Annotated in this window: 12 protein-coding genes, 1 tRNA gene and 1 pseudogene; 7 read left to right on the plus strand and 7 right to left on the minus strand. The window is 67.6% G+C overall.

The features are described 5' to 3' along the window. On the plus strand, positions 1 to 686 hold a 686-nt coding region (locus CF70_RS17625; protein ID WP_235185105.1), incomplete at its 5' end, for an NAD(P)-dependent oxidoreductase. A gap of 19 nt (positions 687 to 705) precedes the next feature. Here CF70_RS17625 and CF70_RS17630 read toward each other — a convergent pair. Further along, positions 706 to 1,638: an alpha/beta hydrolase gene (locus CF70_RS17630; RefSeq protein WP_035867299.1), complete on the minus strand. Its 933-nt coding sequence runs from the start codon at positions 1,636 to 1,638 to the stop codon at positions 706 to 708. A gap of 350 nt (positions 1,639 to 1,988) precedes the next feature. On the opposite strand from CF70_RS17630, the gene CF70_RS17635 reads away from it, so the two are divergent. After that, positions 1,989 to 2,073: transfer RNA gene (locus CF70_RS17635), tRNA-Leu, on the plus strand. Between the two features lie 141 nt (positions 2,074 to 2,214). Here the strand turns inward: CF70_RS17635 and CF70_RS17640 are convergent. Then, entirely contained in the window at positions 2,215 to 2,556 is a 342-nt protein-coding gene (locus CF70_RS17640) for a cupin domain-containing protein (protein WP_035867302.1), read from the minus strand. Positions 2,557 to 2,879: 323 nt separating this feature from the next. Between CF70_RS17640 and CF70_RS17645 the strand changes: the two genes are divergently transcribed. Beyond that, positions 2,880 to 3,395 carry a hypothetical protein gene (locus CF70_RS17645; protein WP_035867303.1) on the plus strand — a complete coding sequence of 172 codons (516 nt, stop codon included), beginning with the start codon at positions 2,880 to 2,882 and terminating at the stop codon, positions 3,393 to 3,395. A 10-nt stretch (positions 3,396 to 3,405) separates the two neighbouring features. Here CF70_RS17645 and CF70_RS17650 read toward each other — a convergent pair whose 3' ends face one another. Both CF70_RS17650 and CF70_RS17655 read right to left on the minus strand, forming a co-directional pair. Beyond that, entirely contained in the window at positions 3,406 to 4,275 is an 870-nt protein-coding gene (locus CF70_RS17650; RefSeq protein WP_051648619.1) for a LysR substrate-binding domain-containing protein, read from the minus strand. A gap of 125 nt (positions 4,276 to 4,400) precedes the next feature. Further along, entirely contained in the window at positions 4,401 to 4,655 is a 255-nt protein-coding gene (locus CF70_RS17655; RefSeq protein WP_035867304.1) for a hypothetical protein, read from the minus strand. Positions 4,656 to 5,033: 378 nt separating this feature from the next. Here CF70_RS17655 and aspT (CF70_RS17660) point away from each other — a divergent pair, with 378 nt between their 5' ends. The 4 genes from aspT (CF70_RS17660) (at position 5,034) to cls (ending at position 12,106) form a co-directional block, all read left to right on the plus strand. Then, positions 5,034 to 6,746 (plus strand): aspartate-alanine antiporter, encoded by a 1,713-nt coding sequence (aspT, locus tag CF70_RS17660; protein ID WP_035867305.1) that lies wholly within the window; start codon positions 5,034 to 5,036, stop codon positions 6,744 to 6,746. Between the two features lie 106 nt (positions 6,747 to 6,852). After that, positions 6,853 to 8,538 carry an aspartate-alanine antiporter gene (gene aspT / locus CF70_RS17665; RefSeq protein WP_035867308.1) on the plus strand — a complete coding sequence of 562 codons (1,686 nt, stop codon included), beginning with the start codon at positions 6,853 to 6,855 and terminating at the stop codon, positions 8,536 to 8,538. A 276-nt stretch (positions 8,539 to 8,814) separates the two neighbouring features. Next, entirely contained in the window at positions 8,815 to 10,440 is a 1,626-nt protein-coding gene (locus CF70_RS17670; protein WP_035867313.1) for a bifunctional aspartate transaminase/aspartate 4-decarboxylase, read from the plus strand. A gap of 157 nt (positions 10,441 to 10,597) precedes the next feature. Further along, positions 10,598 to 12,106 carry a cardiolipin synthase gene (gene cls, locus CF70_RS17675; RefSeq protein WP_235185106.1) on the plus strand — a complete coding sequence of 503 codons (1,509 nt, stop codon included), beginning with the start codon at positions 10,598 to 10,600 and terminating at the stop codon, positions 12,104 to 12,106. 74 nt (positions 12,107 to 12,180) lie between these two features. Here cls and hutG read toward each other — a convergent pair whose 3' ends face one another. The 3 genes and pseudogenes from hutG to CF70_RS37985 form a co-directional block, all read right to left on the minus strand. After that, positions 12,181 to 12,993 (minus strand): N-formylglutamate deformylase, encoded by an 813-nt coding sequence (hutG, locus tag CF70_RS17680; RefSeq protein WP_035867536.1) that lies wholly within the window; start codon positions 12,991 to 12,993, stop codon positions 12,181 to 12,183. 96 nt (positions 12,994 to 13,089) lie between these two features. After that, a partial coding sequence (locus CF70_RS37980) for an amidohydrolase family protein (protein WP_235185107.1) occupies positions 13,090 to 13,889 on the minus strand: 800 nt, incomplete at its 5' end. Position 13,890: 1 nt separating this feature from the next. After that, positions 13,891 to 14,386 (minus strand): annotated as a pseudogene (locus CF70_RS37985) (amidohydrolase family protein); the annotation flags it as partial.

Consider the following 14,386-nt stretch of genomic DNA (forward strand, 5'->3'; position numbering starts at 1 on the left):
TGGTGTTCACCAATGTCACCTCGTCCGAGGATGTGCGCTCGGTGCTGCTGGGCGAGCACGGCGTGATCGAGGGCGCTGCGCCGGGCACCATCTGCATCGACCACAGCACCATCTCGCCCATCGTCACGCGGGAGATCGCCGCGCGGCTGGCCGAGCGCGGCATCGAGGCGCTGGACTGCCCGGTCTCGGGCGGCACCGTGGGCGCCGAAGCGGCCAGCCTGACCATCATGGCGGGGGGCAAGGCCGAGATGCTGGAGCGCGTGCGGCCACTGCTCTCGCTACTGGGCAAGACCATTACGCATATCGGCGACCACGGCGCCGGCCAGGTTGCCAAGCTGTGCAACCAGATCGCGCAGGTGGTCAATATCGAAGGCATTGCCGAAGCCATGCGGTTCGCGCAGGCCCAGCAGGTGGACAGCGGCCGCGTGCTGCAGGCCATGGCCACCGGCATGGCGGGCAGCCGCATGCTGGACATGATGGGGCCGAAGATGGTGGCGCACGACTTTGCGCCGGGCATCGAGGCGCGGCTGCACGACAAGGATTTCGGGCTGGCCGCGGAGATCGCCCGCCAGCTCGGGCTGGAACTGCCCGCCATGCAGGCCACCTCGCGCCAGCTCGGCACGCTGATGGACAAGGGCTGGGGGAAGGACGATACCTCGTCGCTACTGCGGGTGCTGGAGGGGTGAGCTGCCGCGCCGCCGGGCGCTAAGCCACGTCCATCATCCTCAGGACCGCACGCAGCAGCGGGCTGTCCGTTTCGGCGAAATCGTCCATCACGTTGAAGTGGTGCCTCCCGGGCATCGGCACATGCGCCGCGCCTGGCGCCGCCGCGTTGGCGGCCCAGCCAGCGCGCAGCAGATCCGTCTGCCGCTGGTATTCCTCGGGCTCCAGCCCGCCCACCGCCGTCACCAGCGGTGCGTCCGTGGCGGGCGGCAGGAAGGCCGGCGAGAGCCGGGCCACGTCGCTTTCCGACAGTTTCAGGTCGATCTGCAGGAAGGCGGCGCGCCGAAGCGGCTCCAGATCGTGCAGGCCGCTGACCGACACCACGCCCTTGACCAGATCCGCCGGCAGGTCGCTGCCCACGCGCGGCCACAGGGTGGTGAGCATCATCGCCGCCATATGGCCGCCGACGGAATGCCCTGCCACGAAGATGCGCGACCCGTCATGCCCAAGCCGGTCCGCCGCGCGGTACAGCCATGCCACGCTGCGTACCGCCTGCAGCAGGATGGTCTCCACCGTCACCGCCGGACACAACGAGTAATTGACCACCGCCACCGACACGCCGCACCGTGGCAACGCGCCGGCCACCAGGCTGTGGTCGCGCTTGTCCAGCGCGCGCCAGTAGCCGCCGTGCAGGAACACCAGCAGCGGCGCCGCCTGCCCGGCAACGGCGCCGGGTTCGGCGGGGAAGTAATCGAGCCGCTCGTCCTCGCGGTACGGGCCAGGCTCGCCATCGGCATAGCTCAGGTCTTCCAGCCAGCCGCCCCGCTCGCGCACCTGGCGCGACAGCGCCGCCCAGCGTGCCATATGGATGGCGTTGTCGGGCACCCTGGCCCGGTTGTTGTACTGGACGTCGAAGAAGGCGGGATCCTGCGACGGCAGATGCGCAAGACTGGCGAAGGACGGCAGGTCTGACATGGTGCTCCGGGCCTGGATTAGAGACGCGGGCGGCCTTGGCGGCCCGCGGGGGCGATGGCTGCAATCATGCTAGCCGAGTTCGCCGGCTGCCTGGAATCGACAAGATCCCGGATATCGCCTTGCCGCCGATGGTCGTAAAACGTCACCCGCGTGCCGGCCAGGGCCCACCGGCAAGGTCCGCCCGCCGACGCCTGAATACCATGACCGGAGCCCCGCCATGCGGACCAGGCAAGGCCGCCAGGGATTCCCTCGTCCGGCCTAGTTGTGACCGCGCTGGATTTGCGGCATAATTCCCGGCTCAGCACCATGCTGGCACGCCGGTTCCCGGCAAATCCGCCAGCATCCACTCAGCCCGGGTGGTGAAACAGGTAGACGCAGGGGACTCAAAATCCCCCGCCGCAAGGCGTGTCGGTTCGAGTCCGACCCCGGGCACCACTGAATTTCCCAAGAAAATGCACCCGCTCCAATAGGGAGCCGTCGCCCCGTTGCGACCGCGTATGGTGCGGTCGCCTGACCGGCTGGCCCGATCCGGGCGGACCTTTTCAGTGCCAGCCCGGCTTCCGGCCGCCAAGGCCACTACGCCCCGGCGCGATCCAGCAGCACAATGGTCACCAGCACGGAGGCGTTGCTGATCGCCGTCACATCATGCTTCACGCCGGAAGCCAGATAGACGAGATCGCCCTGGCGTAGCAGCCGGTGGCCACCGTCCACGCCGACATCCACTTCGCCTTCCAGGCATTGCATGGTGACCGGCCCGGCTACCGCATGGGCCGGCATCCGTTTGCCGGCGGCCAGCACCAGGCGCATGACTTCCAGGCGGCTCTCCTTGAAGAGTGCCGTGGTGGGCGTCTGCTCAAGGCGCGCGCCCAGGGGCAGCACGCTGGCGATCTGGCCGGAGGATAGATGAGGGATGGACATCGGTGGCTCCTGGTTGTTTGCGGCGCGGCGCCTGCGTCCGCCGGACACCTCCGGTAGTGACTCCCGCCCCATTGGTGTCCCGGCCCATTCGTTCTTCAGCCGTTCGCGTCGCGCTCTGCACTGATGGTAGTACGCGCATGGGCTTTGTCCCAATGACAACGCGTGCTCCCTAGCCGGCGGAAAATTGCCGATGCGCCTGCCTGTCGCTACACGGTTTGGCAGGCCCCTCGACTATGCTGTGATTGGGCATCATGCCCGGACGCGCCGCCCGGCAGAGGCAGATTACCCTGGGAGCGCTGGCGCGAGAATGCGGGAGAACTGTCATGCAACAGCGCCTGGCCGGTTTGATTTGCGCGGCCGCCATCATGGCTAGCGCCTGTGCCACCTTGCAGCCCGAGCAGACCGGGAGCAAGTTGGTCGGAAGCCCGGAGAGCAGCGTGCGCGATGCCTTTGGCGCACCCGGCGAGGTCTACCGCCTGGCTGACGGCACCACCCGCTGGATCTATACCCGCCAGCCGCTCGGCTTCGCTGTCTACGCGGCGGATTTCGATGCCGGGGGCAAACTCAGCAGCTTCCGTCAGATGCTGACGGAAAAAGAGATCTACCAGGCGCAGATCGGCGTCTGGACCAAGCGCGACATCGAAGAGCGCTTCGGCAAACCCCGGGTCCCGATTCAGTATTACCCGCTGATGAAGCGGGAAGCCTGGTCCTATCGGATGTACAAGGACGCCAACCTGCCGGCCCACTTCAGCTGCTACTTCGACGACAACGGCGTGTTGCAGCAGACCATGATCATCGCCGATCCGCTGGGCGGCGGGAGTCATGGCCGAGGCAGGTAAGCGCGCTGCCTTACAGCTGTGCCACCAGCGCCTTGATCCACGCATGCACCACCCGGACGTCCGCCGAGGTTTCGAACCGCTCGGATGCCATCAAGTAGTACGAATGCGCCGAAGACAAGCTAACCGGCGACAGCCGCACCAGTTGCCCGGACTTGAGCAGGTGCAGCAGCAGCGAGCGACGCCCGTAGGCAATGCCTTGCCCGCGCATGGCGGCGTCCAGCATCAGACCGGTATCGGTAAAGGTAGTCACGCGAGGGCTGCGCGGCATGGGCAGCCCGGCCTCGCGGAACCACGGCTCCCAGGCATGGCGGCTGTGCGACAGGAGCATGGCTTCGCCGAACAGCCTGGGCAGCGCGCGCTGCCTGAGCGTGGCGAGGTAGGACGGCGCCACCACCGGAAACCACTCGTCATGGCCCAGGTCGAGATGCGGCTCAACTGGCCTGGCCCGGGCAAAGCGCAGTGCGATGTCGGCCTCGCCATGACGGGGCACGATCATCTGGCTGGTGGGGTCCAGCGCGATGGCGATCCGGGGATGGCCGCGCTGGAATTCCGCCAGCGCGGGCACCACGCGAAAGCGGGCGAATGAAGGCAGCACGCTGACGCGCACCGTGCGCGGATCGGCCGCGGGGCCGAAGGCTTCGCCCAGCGTGGAGAGTGCTTGCCGGACCGGCCCGAGCAGGCGTTCGGCCTCGGGCGTGGGCGTCACGATGCGCGTGGTGCGCGCGAACAGCGCCACGCCGCAGCGTTGTTCGAGCTCGCGGATGCGATGGCTCACCGTGCTGTGGGCCACGCTGAGTTCCTCGGCGGCCCGGTGAAAGCTCCGCAGGCGCGCCACGGCATCGAAGGCGAGCAGCAGCGGGATCGGCGGGATGTGCTTCATGACGGGTTGCGCGGGCAATCCGCCGGCTCAGCGCGTGCGGACATAGCCTTGGTTTCGGTGATCTCGGGTGCGAAGCTGGTCGTCGCTGCGGAACAAGCGCAAACGAGCCGGCTCGCGATGCGCGATCATAGCGCACGCGCTGTGCGCAACGCCCAGCCAAACAAGCCGGCGAAAGCCAGCGGACCCCACACGGACAGCACCTCTCCCAGGCCAGGGAACAGCATGCGCTGCAGCAGTGCGGCATCGCCCGCCTGCGCCCAGTCGGCAGCCAGCAGGGCCAGGCACCCCCCCTGCACCAGCAGGTTGCGGCCTGCGCGCTCCGTGCCCAGGGCAGCGGCGGCGGCCAGCGGCATCAGGCCGAAAGTCAGTGCGGAAAGCATGGGCATCTCCCGGCGCGGTGGCGCGCTGCATCGTGGATGGAATGCCGCCACTGTAGGGCCGGATCGCTCGCGATTTGTTGAAAGTTGCGGCGCGATTGTGCGGCCGCGTCGACCAATCTCCCCAATTGCCGGCCCTCGCCTCCCACGGCTGCGCACCGCGTACCACAAGGCTTGAGGCCGCCCCAGCGCATGTTGACGCCGCTTAAATCACAAATAAAAGCTTTCAGCACGCGCCCCAAGTTGTGGCAGTGATAATGGCCCACGCCAAATCTGCGCGGCACCCGCCGGGAAGGATCGCGGCCAGAAGCTCTTGCCGCGGCCCCGCTGCGCGGGCGCCCCGTGGGCCCAGTGATTTCTCTGCAGAGCCGCTGCCGCGCCATGGAAACCATCGTCCACCTGCTTGCAACGCAACCCGAGATCGCCTTGTTTCTGGCGCTGGCCGTGGGACATGCGGTGGGTTCGATCAAGATCGGGCCGTTCCAGCTCGGCGGCATCTGCGGCACGCTGATTGCCGCGCTGGTGATCGGACAAACCGGGGCGCGCATCGACACCGATGTGCGCAACGTCTTCTTCGCCTTGTTCATCTTCGCCCTGGGCTTCACCGGCGGCCCGCAGTTCTTTGCCAACGTCACCCGCAGCTGGCGCATTGGCCTGCTGTCGCTGGTGGAAGTGGCCGTGGTGCTGGCGCTGATGGCGCTGGCAGTGGTGGTGCTGAACCTGGACCAGGGCACCGCGGCGGGCCTGCTGGCCGGCGCGGCGACGGAATCGGCGGTGATCGGCACGGCCTCCGAGGCCATCGGCAGGCTGGGCCTGTCTCCCGAACGGATACGCGAGCTGCAGACCAATATCGTCACCGCCTACAGCGTGACCTACCTGTTCGGGCTGATCACCATCGTGCTGTTCACCAGCCAGCTGGCGCCGTGGCTGTTGCGCATCAACCTGCGCGAGTCGGCGGCGGCGCTCTGGCACAGGCTCGGCGGCGAGTCCGACATGGGCGCGCGCCAGTACAGCGCGCTGCCGCGCCTGGTGGGCCGCGTGCTGGAAGTGCGTGCGGCGGCCGGGCAGACCGTGCTGGCGGCGGAGAAGGCCGTGGCGCTGGGCGTGACGATCCGGCGCATCCGGCGCGACGCTCATACCTTCAAGCCAACGCCCGATGAGGTGCTGCGGGCCGGTGACGTGGTGCTGGCGTATGGCCGCCGCGACGCCATGGTGCCGTTCGCGCAGGCGGTGGGCATCGAGCTGCCCGAGGCGCCGGAAGCGGCCGGGGAAGCCAGCATGGACACCGTGGTGCAGACCGAGCAGGACGTGCTGCTCGCGCGGCGCGAGGTCAGTGGCGTCACGCTGGCCTCGCTGCGCGGCATGGCGGATGTCGGCATGGGCCGCGGCGTGTACATCGACGCCATCAGCCGCGTCGGGCGCCCGATCCCGCCTTTACCCAATACCGTGCTGGAGCGTGGCGACGTGCTGAGCCTGAGCGGCCCCTCCGAGGCCGTGGACCGGGTAGTGCCGGAACTGGGCTACCGCGTCGTGCCCACCATCAAGACCGATTTTGTGTTTCTCGGCGTCGGCGTGCTGCTGGGCATGTTGCTGGGCAGCCTGAGGCTGCGGGTTGGCGGCGCGGAGCTGACGCTGGGTACCGGCGGCGGTTGCCTGGTAGCGGGCCTGGCATTCGGCTGGCTGCGCGCGCGCATGCCGCTGATGGGCTCGCTGCCCTCGTCGGCGGCGGAGATCCTGAAGGATTTCGGGCTGGCCACCTTTATCGCGGCGGTGGGCCTGTCCGCCGGACCGGACGCCATCAAGCTGGTGAAGACCTATGGCCTGGCGCTGCCCGTTGCGGGCGTGCTGATCTCGATCGTGCCGGCGTCGCTGTCGCTGCTGATCGGCCACTGGTGGCTGAAGATCGAAGCCCCGATCCTGCTCGGCGCGGTGGCCGGACAGCAATGCAGTACGCCCGCCATCATGGCGCTGACCAATGCAGCCGGCAACAGCACGCCGGTGGTTGGCTACACCATCACCTACGCCATTTCCAACGTGCTGCTGCCATTGATGGGACCCATCTCGGTCGCCGTGGCCGGTGCGCTGGCGCATTGATTGCGCACCGGCCCGTGCCTGCCATCGGCACCCGGGCGGCACGCTGGTCTGATCGCCTCGCTTGATCCATTTATCCCATTTATCCATCACGCAGCAGGAGCCATGCATGGAGTGGTTACACAACATCTTCCAGAAATCCCCTGAATCGGCCTTGTTCCTGTCGCTGGCGGTCGGCTACGCGATCGGCAAGCTCACATTCGGGCGTTTCCAGCTTGGCGGCGTGGCCGGCTCGCTGCTGGCCGCGGTGGTCATCAGCCAGGTCGGCGTGGAGATCGACAACGGCGTCAAGGCGGTGATGTTCGCGGTGTTTATCTATGCCGTGGGCTACGAGAGCGGGCCGCAGTTCTTCAACTCGCTCAACCGCAGCTCGCTGCGCGAGATCGCCATGGCGATCTTCATGGCGGTGGTGGGGCTGGCCACGGTGGTGATCCTCGCCAGGCTGTTCCATCTCGACAAGGGACTGGCCGCGGGCCTGGCCGCCGGCGGCATGACGCAGTCGGCCATCATCGGTACGGCGGGCGACGCCATCACCAAGCTGGGGCTGCCGCCCGACCAGGTGAAGCTGCTGCAGTCCAACGTGGCGATCGGCTATGCCGTGACCTATGTGTTCGGCTCGCTGGGCGCCATCATCGTGTGCGTGAACATCCTGCCGCGCTTCATGAAGACGGACCTCAAGACCGACGCCAGGAAGGTCGAACTGGCCATGCACGGCGGCACGCCGCAGTTTGGCCCGGGCCAGCGTGGCGCGCTGCCGCGCCTGGTGGGCCGCGTGTTCCGCGTAGCCGGCGCCGCCGGCAAGACCGTGGCGGCGATCGAGACCAAAGGCGCGGACCTCGTCACGGTCGAGAAGGTGATGCGCGGCGGCAAGCCGGTCGAGGTCAGGCAGGACCTGGTGCTGCAGGCCGACGACCTGGTCCTGATGGTGGGCCGGCGCGACGCGATGGTGCCCACCGCGCAGATGATCGGCGAGGAAGTGGCTGACGCCGCAGGCATGGGCGTGGTGATGCAGACGCGCCGCGCGGTGTTCACGCACAAGGACATGAACAACAAGTCCATCGCCGAGATCATCGGCATGGTGGAGCGCGACCAGCGGCACGGCGTGTATATCGAGCATATCGAGCGTTACGACCACCCGCTGCCGATCCTGCCCGACCTGAAGCTCCAGCACGGCGACATCCTCACCTTCTACGGCACACCCGACGACACCGCCCGCGCGGTCAAGACCGCCGGTTATGAACTGGTGCCGAGCGAGAAGACGGACTTCGTCTACTTCGGCGCCGGCGTGCTGGTGGGCCTCTTGATCGGCCTGCTGGTATGGCGCGTGGGCTCGATCCCGCTGACCCTGGGTTCCGGCGGCGGCGCGCTGTTGTCCGGCCTGGTATTCGGCTGGGCGCGGTCCAAGCATCCGATGTATGGCGCCATGCCGACAGCGGCCTGCCAGTTGCTCAAGGACTTCGGGCTGGCGGCCTTCGTGGCCATCGTCGGCATCAACTCGGGGCTGCAGGCGGTGACCACGCTCAAGCAAAGCGGGCTGACCATCTTCCTGCTGGGCGCCGTGGTGACGCTGCTGCCGCTGTTCCTCACCATGCTGTTCGGACGCTACGTGCTCAAGTACGACAACGCGGCGCTGCTGGCCGGCGCGCTGTCGGGCTCGCGCAGCGCAAACCCCGCCTTCGGCGGCATCCTGGACAAGGCAGAAAGCCCGGTGCCGACGGTGCCCTTCGCCATCACCTACGCCCTGGCCAACGTGCTGCTGACCTTGCTCGGTCCCCTGGTGGTCGGCCTGGTCTAGTGTCCTGAATCGCAAGTTCGTTGCATAAGTCTGCCGATAAGTTGCACGATCCGTCGTCGCGAATGCTCGCAAGGCTCCAGCCTTGCTGCGCTTCGCTCCTAGGCTCGCGCACCTTCTCGACAGACTGATTTCTGCAACGAACTTCCGACTCAGGACACTAGCGCGGCTCGCCTTGACGCTGGCGGCCACCTCCCCGCGCAAACGCGCATTTGTATTCCCGGATCCGGTCCGGCCGGACCGGATCTCCTCCAACAAGCCTTACCCCTGGAGCATGTCATGACCAAACCTGACCTTTCCAAGCTGGCGAACCTGTCGCCGTTCGAGCTCAAGGACGAGCTGATCAAGCTCGCCAGCAGCGATGCGGATCGCATGATGCTCAATGCCGGGCGCGGCAACCCGAACTTCCTGGCGACCGTGCCGCGCCATGCCTTCTGGCAGCTCGGCCTGTTCGCCATGCGCGAATCCGAGCGCTCGTTCTCCTACATGCCCGAGGGCGTCGGCGGCTTTCCGCGCCGTGCCGGGATCGAAGAGCGTTTCAACCTGTTTGCGCGCGAGCAGTCCGAGACCTCCGGCGTGAAGTTCCTCGCCGGCGCCGTGTCCTATGTGCGCGACCAGCTCGGGCTGGATGCGGGCGACTTCCTGTACGAGATGTGCGAAGGCATCCTCGCCTGCAATTACCCGGTGCCGGACCGCATGCTCAAGCAGTCCGAGAAGATCGTGGCGCAATACATCCGCAAGGAGATGATCGGCAGCCATCCTTTCACGGGCAAGTTCGACCTGTTCGCGGTCGAGGGCGGCACGGCCGCGATGACCTACCTGTTCAACACCATCCGCGAGAACCACCTGCTCAAGGCCGGCGACACGATCGCGCTTGGCATGCCGATCTTCACGCCGTATATCGAGATCCCGGAGCTCAACGACTACCAGTTGCTGGAACTGTCCATCGATGCCGATCCGCGGAACCGCTGGCAGTATTCGAACGAAGAGCTCGACAAGCTGCGCGACCCCAAGGTCAAGGCGTTCTTCCTGGTGAACCCGAGCAATCCGCCGTCGGTGCGCATGAGCGACGAGAGCCTGGAGTACCTGGCCTCGATCGTCGAGGAGCGGCCGGACCTGATCATCCTGACCGACGATGTGTACGGCACCTTTGCCGACAACTTCGTCTCGCTGTTCGCGATGTGCCCGAAGAACACGATCCTGGTGTACTCGTTCTCGAAGTACTTCGGCGCGACCGGCTGGCGGCTCGGTGTCATCGCCACGCACCAGGACAATATCTTCGACGCGCAGATCGCCGGGCTGCCGCAGCCGCAGCGCGACCAGCTGCACAAGCGCTACAACTCCATCACCACCGAGCCGGACAAGCTCAAGTTCATCGACCGCCTGGTCGCCGACAGCCGCACCGTGGCGCTGAACCACACCGCCGGCCTGTCCACGCCGCAGCAGGTGCAGATGGTGCTGTTCTCGCTGTTCTCGCTGATGGACACGCACGACGAGTACAAGGCAGCGATGAAGCGCCTGATCCGCAGCCGCAAGGCCGCGCTGTACCGCGAGATCGGCATTGCGCCGGACAACGACGATCCCAACGCCGTGGACTACTACACGCTGCTCGATATCGAGCAGCTCGGCGGCAAGGCCATCGGGCCGGAGTTCGTCAAATGGGTGCTCAACGCCGCCGAGCCGGCGGAGCTGCTGTTCCGGCTGGCCGAGGAGGCGGGCGTGGTGCTGCTGCCGGGACGCGGCTTCGGCACGCGCCATCCGTCCGGCCGCGTATCGCTGGCCAACCTCAATGAATCGGACTACGTGAAGATCGGCCGCTCGATCCGCAAGCTGTTCGAGGAATATGTGGAGCGGTACAACGAGGCCACCGGCAGCACGGCGCGCAAGGACGTGACGAAGAAGTAAGACACGGCCGGCACGTTGCCGCGGGCTGGTGCCGGCGTTGTCCGGCATCGGCCCGCGGCGTCCTGAACACGGACCGGCATGCCGCCGGCGTCGATGCGCCGCGTGGCTCTGGTATGGTGGGCGGTCCGCAATCCACCGTCCGCCGCCACCGAGCCGCATGCCAGCTTCCTTGCCCGCCAACTTCCTCCCCGCTGCCTGGTCCGACTGGTTGCCGGGCGCCATGCCGGCCGATCTGTCGTGGTGGTGGCCGTCGGTCTTCATGCTGGCCGAATGGGCGATCCGCCTGGCCATGCTGGTCTATGTGCCGCAACGCCGTGCCCCGGCGGCGGCACGCACCTGGCTGCTGCTGATTTTCTTCCTGCCGTGGCTGGGATTGTTGCTCTACGCGCTGTTCGGCCGCATCTACTATCCCAAATCCCGCCGCATCAAACTGGCGCGCATCAACCTGGGCATCGCGAGCGTGCGGGACCGGGTGGCGCGCTTCGCCCCCCTGCAGCCGCTGCCTGCCACGGTTGCCGCCGGTGCGGCCGGCCTGATCGAGCGGCTCGGCTCCCACTCGCCGATGCGAGGCAATGCCGTGGCGCTGCTCGATGGCTACGATGCCACGGTAGCCGCGATGATCGCCGATATCGACGGCGCCCGGCACCATGTCCACCTGCTGGTGTACATCTACGCCGCCGACGCCACCGGACGCGCCTTTACCGATGCCCTGCTGCGGGCGAACGCGCGAGGCGTGCGCTGCAGTCTGCTGGTGGATGCGCTGGGAGCGCGCGCCGGCTGGCGCGCGTTTGCGGACACGCTGCGCGAGGCAGGCGTGGAGGTGGTGCAGGCCCTGCCGATGGGCTCGCTGATGGCCGTGCTCAAGGGCAAGAGCGCACGCTTCGACCTGCGCAATCACCGCAAGATCCTGGTGGTGGACGGCAGCATCGGCTACATCGGCTCACAGAACGTGATCGATGCCGAGTCGATGCCCGGCCTGCCCAATGAAGAACTGGTGGCACGCGTGACGGGGCCGGTGGTCTCGGAGCTGCAAGCGGTATTCCTGGCCGACCGCTACCTGGAAACCGGCGACAGCAACTTTGGCATCGACAGCTTTCCGCCCATGCAAGAGCAAGGCCCGCACGTCGCGCAGATGCTGCCCAGCGGCCCCGGCTACGGTACGCAGAACGCGCAGATGGCGCTGATCAGCATGATCCACCACGCACGCAGCGAGGTGGTCATCACCACGCCCTACTTCGTGCCCGACGAAGCCTTCCTGCAGGCGCTGCAACTGGCCTGCTACCGCGGCGTTGACGTGCACCTGGTGTTGTCGCAGCGCATCGACCAGCGCTTCACGCAGGCAGCGCAGGAAGCCTACTTTGGCGTACTGCTGGACGCGGGCGTGCAGATCCACTTGTACCGGCCGGTCTTCCTGCATGCCAAGCATGTGACCATCGACGACGAGGTGGCGATGGTGGGATCGACCAATATGGATATCCGCTCCTTCGCGCTCAACGCGGAGGCCGCGCTGGTGATCTACGACCGCGAGGTGGTGGCGCGCATGCGGGAGATCCAGCGGCGCTACCTGGCCAGCAGCGAGCCGGTGGTGCGCGCCGTGTGGCAGCAGCGGCCGCTGCATACGCGCACCTGGCAGAACCTTTGCCGGCTGGCGGATTCGCTGTTGTAGGGACGCGGATGTAAAAACGCGACCCGTGGCGCTGTTGGCGCCAAGGGTCGCGTCAGGCACTGCGAGCGGCTGGCTTAGCGTGCTTCCACGTAGCCCAGTACGGCTTCCAGCATCGTCTTCAGCGTGGGCTGGATGCGCGTGGCCCGTGCCTCGTCGTAGGCGAAGGGATAGGTCTCGCTCATGTAGGCCGACTGCGTCAGCTCAAGCTGCACGGCCTGCACGCCCTGTGCCGGCGCGCCGTACTGGCGCGTGATGTAGCCGCCCTTGAAACGCCCGTTGAGCACCGAGGTATAGCCCGGCAAGGCGCTGGCGATGTCCAGCAGCTGGTTGGCCAGCTCGGCGTCGCAGCTCGCGCCGTTGGCCGTGCCGAGGTTGAAATCGGTCAGCTTGCCTTCGAAGAAGCGCGGCAGCACCGAGCGGATCGAATGCGCGTCCCACAGCGCCACGGTGCCGTGCGCGGCGCGCAGACGGGCCAGTTCTCCGGCCAGCGCGTCGTGGTACGGGCGCCAGATGGCGTCGCGGCGGGCGGCGATCTCGTCGTCGGCCGGCAGGCTGCCGTCGGCGTAGACCGGCGTCTTGTCGAAGGTATCGACCGGGCACAGGCCGGTGGTGTCCTGGCCGGGATACAGGTTGGCGTTATCGGGCGGGCGGTTCAGGTCCACCACGTAGCGCGAGTGCGTGGCCACCAGGATGGAGGCGCCGAGTTCGCGCGCGAAATCGTAGAGGCGTTCCAGGTGCCAGTCGGTATCGGGCACGGTGCGCGCCTCGGCGGTCAGCCGGTCGGACACGGAGGCCGGCAGGTGGGTGCCTACGTGCGGCATCGACACCAGCAGCGGGCGCGTGCCGCGATGCAGGGTGAAAGCGGGGGTATCGGTCGAGAAAGACATGTTTTTGGTTTGCAACGTGAAGGTGCAGGTGCAGTTGCGCATCGGCGCGGCCTGAAGCTTGCATCGTCAAGCATCAGGCCGCGTCCAACGCCGGGTTCAGTCGGTCAGCAGGCTTGCGCGCGCCGCGGCGAAGCCCTTGCCGGCCTGGGCCTGCAAGGCGTGCGCGCCATGCTGCACGCGCGTCCGGCCCGCCGTGCGGACTTCCGCTAGTGTCTCATGTCCGTGGTTGGTGAACACATGCACAGCCAGCGCCTGGCTGCCGGACAAGCCGGCCAGCGCCGGATGCGCGCCGTCGAGCACCACGAAATCCGCCTGCTGCCCGGGCGCCAGCGCGCCGATGGGCCGGCCCGAGGCGCGCGCACCGCCGGCGGCGGCGTCGAGGTAGAGACGATCGGCCACCTGCTTGTGCGCGTCCGACGCCAGCACATTGCGTTTTTGCAGCGCGAGGCGCTGGCCGTACTCGAACAGCCGCAGTTCCTCCGCCACGCTCACGCTGGCATGGCTGTCCGAGCCGATGCCCCAGACGCCGCCCTGCCCCAGGTAGGGCGCGGCATCGAAGACGCCGTCGCCAAGGTTGGCCTCGGTGGTGGGACAAATGCCGGCCACCGCGCCGCTGTGCGCGAGACGCCGCCGTTCGTCCCAGTCCAGGTGAGTGGCGTGCACCAGGCACCAGCGCGCATCCACCTCGGCATGGTCGAGCAGCCACGCCACCGGGCGCGTGCCCGTGAGCGTGATGCACTCGTCCACTTCGCGCTGCTGCTCGGCGATATGGATATGCACGGGCGCCTGCGCATCCAGCGCGTGCAGGCCTGCCACGGCATCGGCAAGGCTTTGCGGCGGCACCGCTCGCAGCGAATGCGGTGCCAGCCCGAGCCGCCCCCCGCCCGGGGCCCGCGNGGCACTGCGGGGCCAGGCGTCCGAGCAAGGCGAGCATGGCGTCGGTTTCGTGCAGGAAACGGCGCTGCTCGGCGAGCGCGGGCTTGTCGCCGAAGCCGGCGGTCTGGTACAGCACCGGCAGCAGCGTGATGCCGATGCCGGCGTTTTGCGCGGCGCGCAGCAGGCGCAGCGACATCTCGGCGGGATCGGCGTAGGGCTTGCCGTCCGGATCGTGATGCACGTAGTGGAATTCGCACACGCTGGTGTAGCCGGCGCGCAGCATCTCGATATAGAGCTGCGTGGCGATGGCTTCGAGCGTATCGGGCGAGAGCCGCAGCGCAAAGCGGTACATCAGCTTGCGCCAGCTCCAGAAGGAGTCGCTCTCCTGGCCGTCGGCCAGCGTCTCGCTGCGGTATTCGGTCAGGCCGGCAAAGCCGCGCTGGAAGGCGTGCGAATGCAGGTTGGGCATGCCCGGCAGCAGGGGGCCGGCGGCGCGCGGCACATCCGCCGCCGGCAC

It is taken from the genome of Cupriavidus sp. SK-3 (genome assembly GCF_000611145.1).
Lineage (GTDB): Bacteria > Pseudomonadota > Gammaproteobacteria > Burkholderiales > Burkholderiaceae > Cupriavidus.

Excerpts from the sequence above, each read along its gene's own strand:
- CF70_RS17650 (WP_051648619.1), bottom strand. The coding sequence starts at position 4,275 with ATGAAGCACATCCCGCCGATCCCGCTGCTGCTCGCCTTCGATGCCGTG.
- CF70_RS17640 (WP_035867302.1), bottom strand. The coding sequence starts at position 2,556 with ATGTCCATCCCTCATCTATCCTCCGGCCAGATCGCCAGCGTGCTGCCC.
- cls (WP_235185106.1), top strand. The coding sequence starts at position 10,598 with ATGCCAGCTTCCTTGCCCGCCAACTTCCTCCCCGCTGCCTGGTCCGAC.
- CF70_RS17645 (WP_035867303.1), top strand. The coding sequence starts at position 2,880 with ATGCAACAGCGCCTGGCCGGTTTGATTTGCGCGGCCGCCATCATGGCT.
- aspT (WP_035867305.1), top strand. The coding sequence starts at position 5,034 with ATGGAAACCATCGTCCACCTGCTTGCAACGCAACCCGAGATCGCCTTG.
- CF70_RS17670 (WP_035867313.1), top strand. The coding sequence starts at position 8,815 with ATGACCAAACCTGACCTTTCCAAGCTGGCGAACCTGTCGCCGTTCGAG.
- hutG (WP_035867536.1), bottom strand. The coding sequence starts at position 12,993 with ATGTCTTTCTCGACCGATACCCCCGCTTTCACCCTGCATCGCGGCACG.
- aspT (WP_035867308.1), top strand. The coding sequence starts at position 6,853 with ATGGAGTGGTTACACAACATCTTCCAGAAATCCCCTGAATCGGCCTTG.
- CF70_RS17630 (WP_035867299.1), bottom strand. The coding sequence starts at position 1,638 with ATGTCAGACCTGCCGTCCTTCGCCAGTCTTGCGCATCTGCCGTCGCAG.
- CF70_RS17655 (WP_035867304.1), bottom strand. The coding sequence starts at position 4,655 with ATGCTTTCCGCACTGACTTTCGGCCTGATGCCGCTGGCCGCCGCCGCT.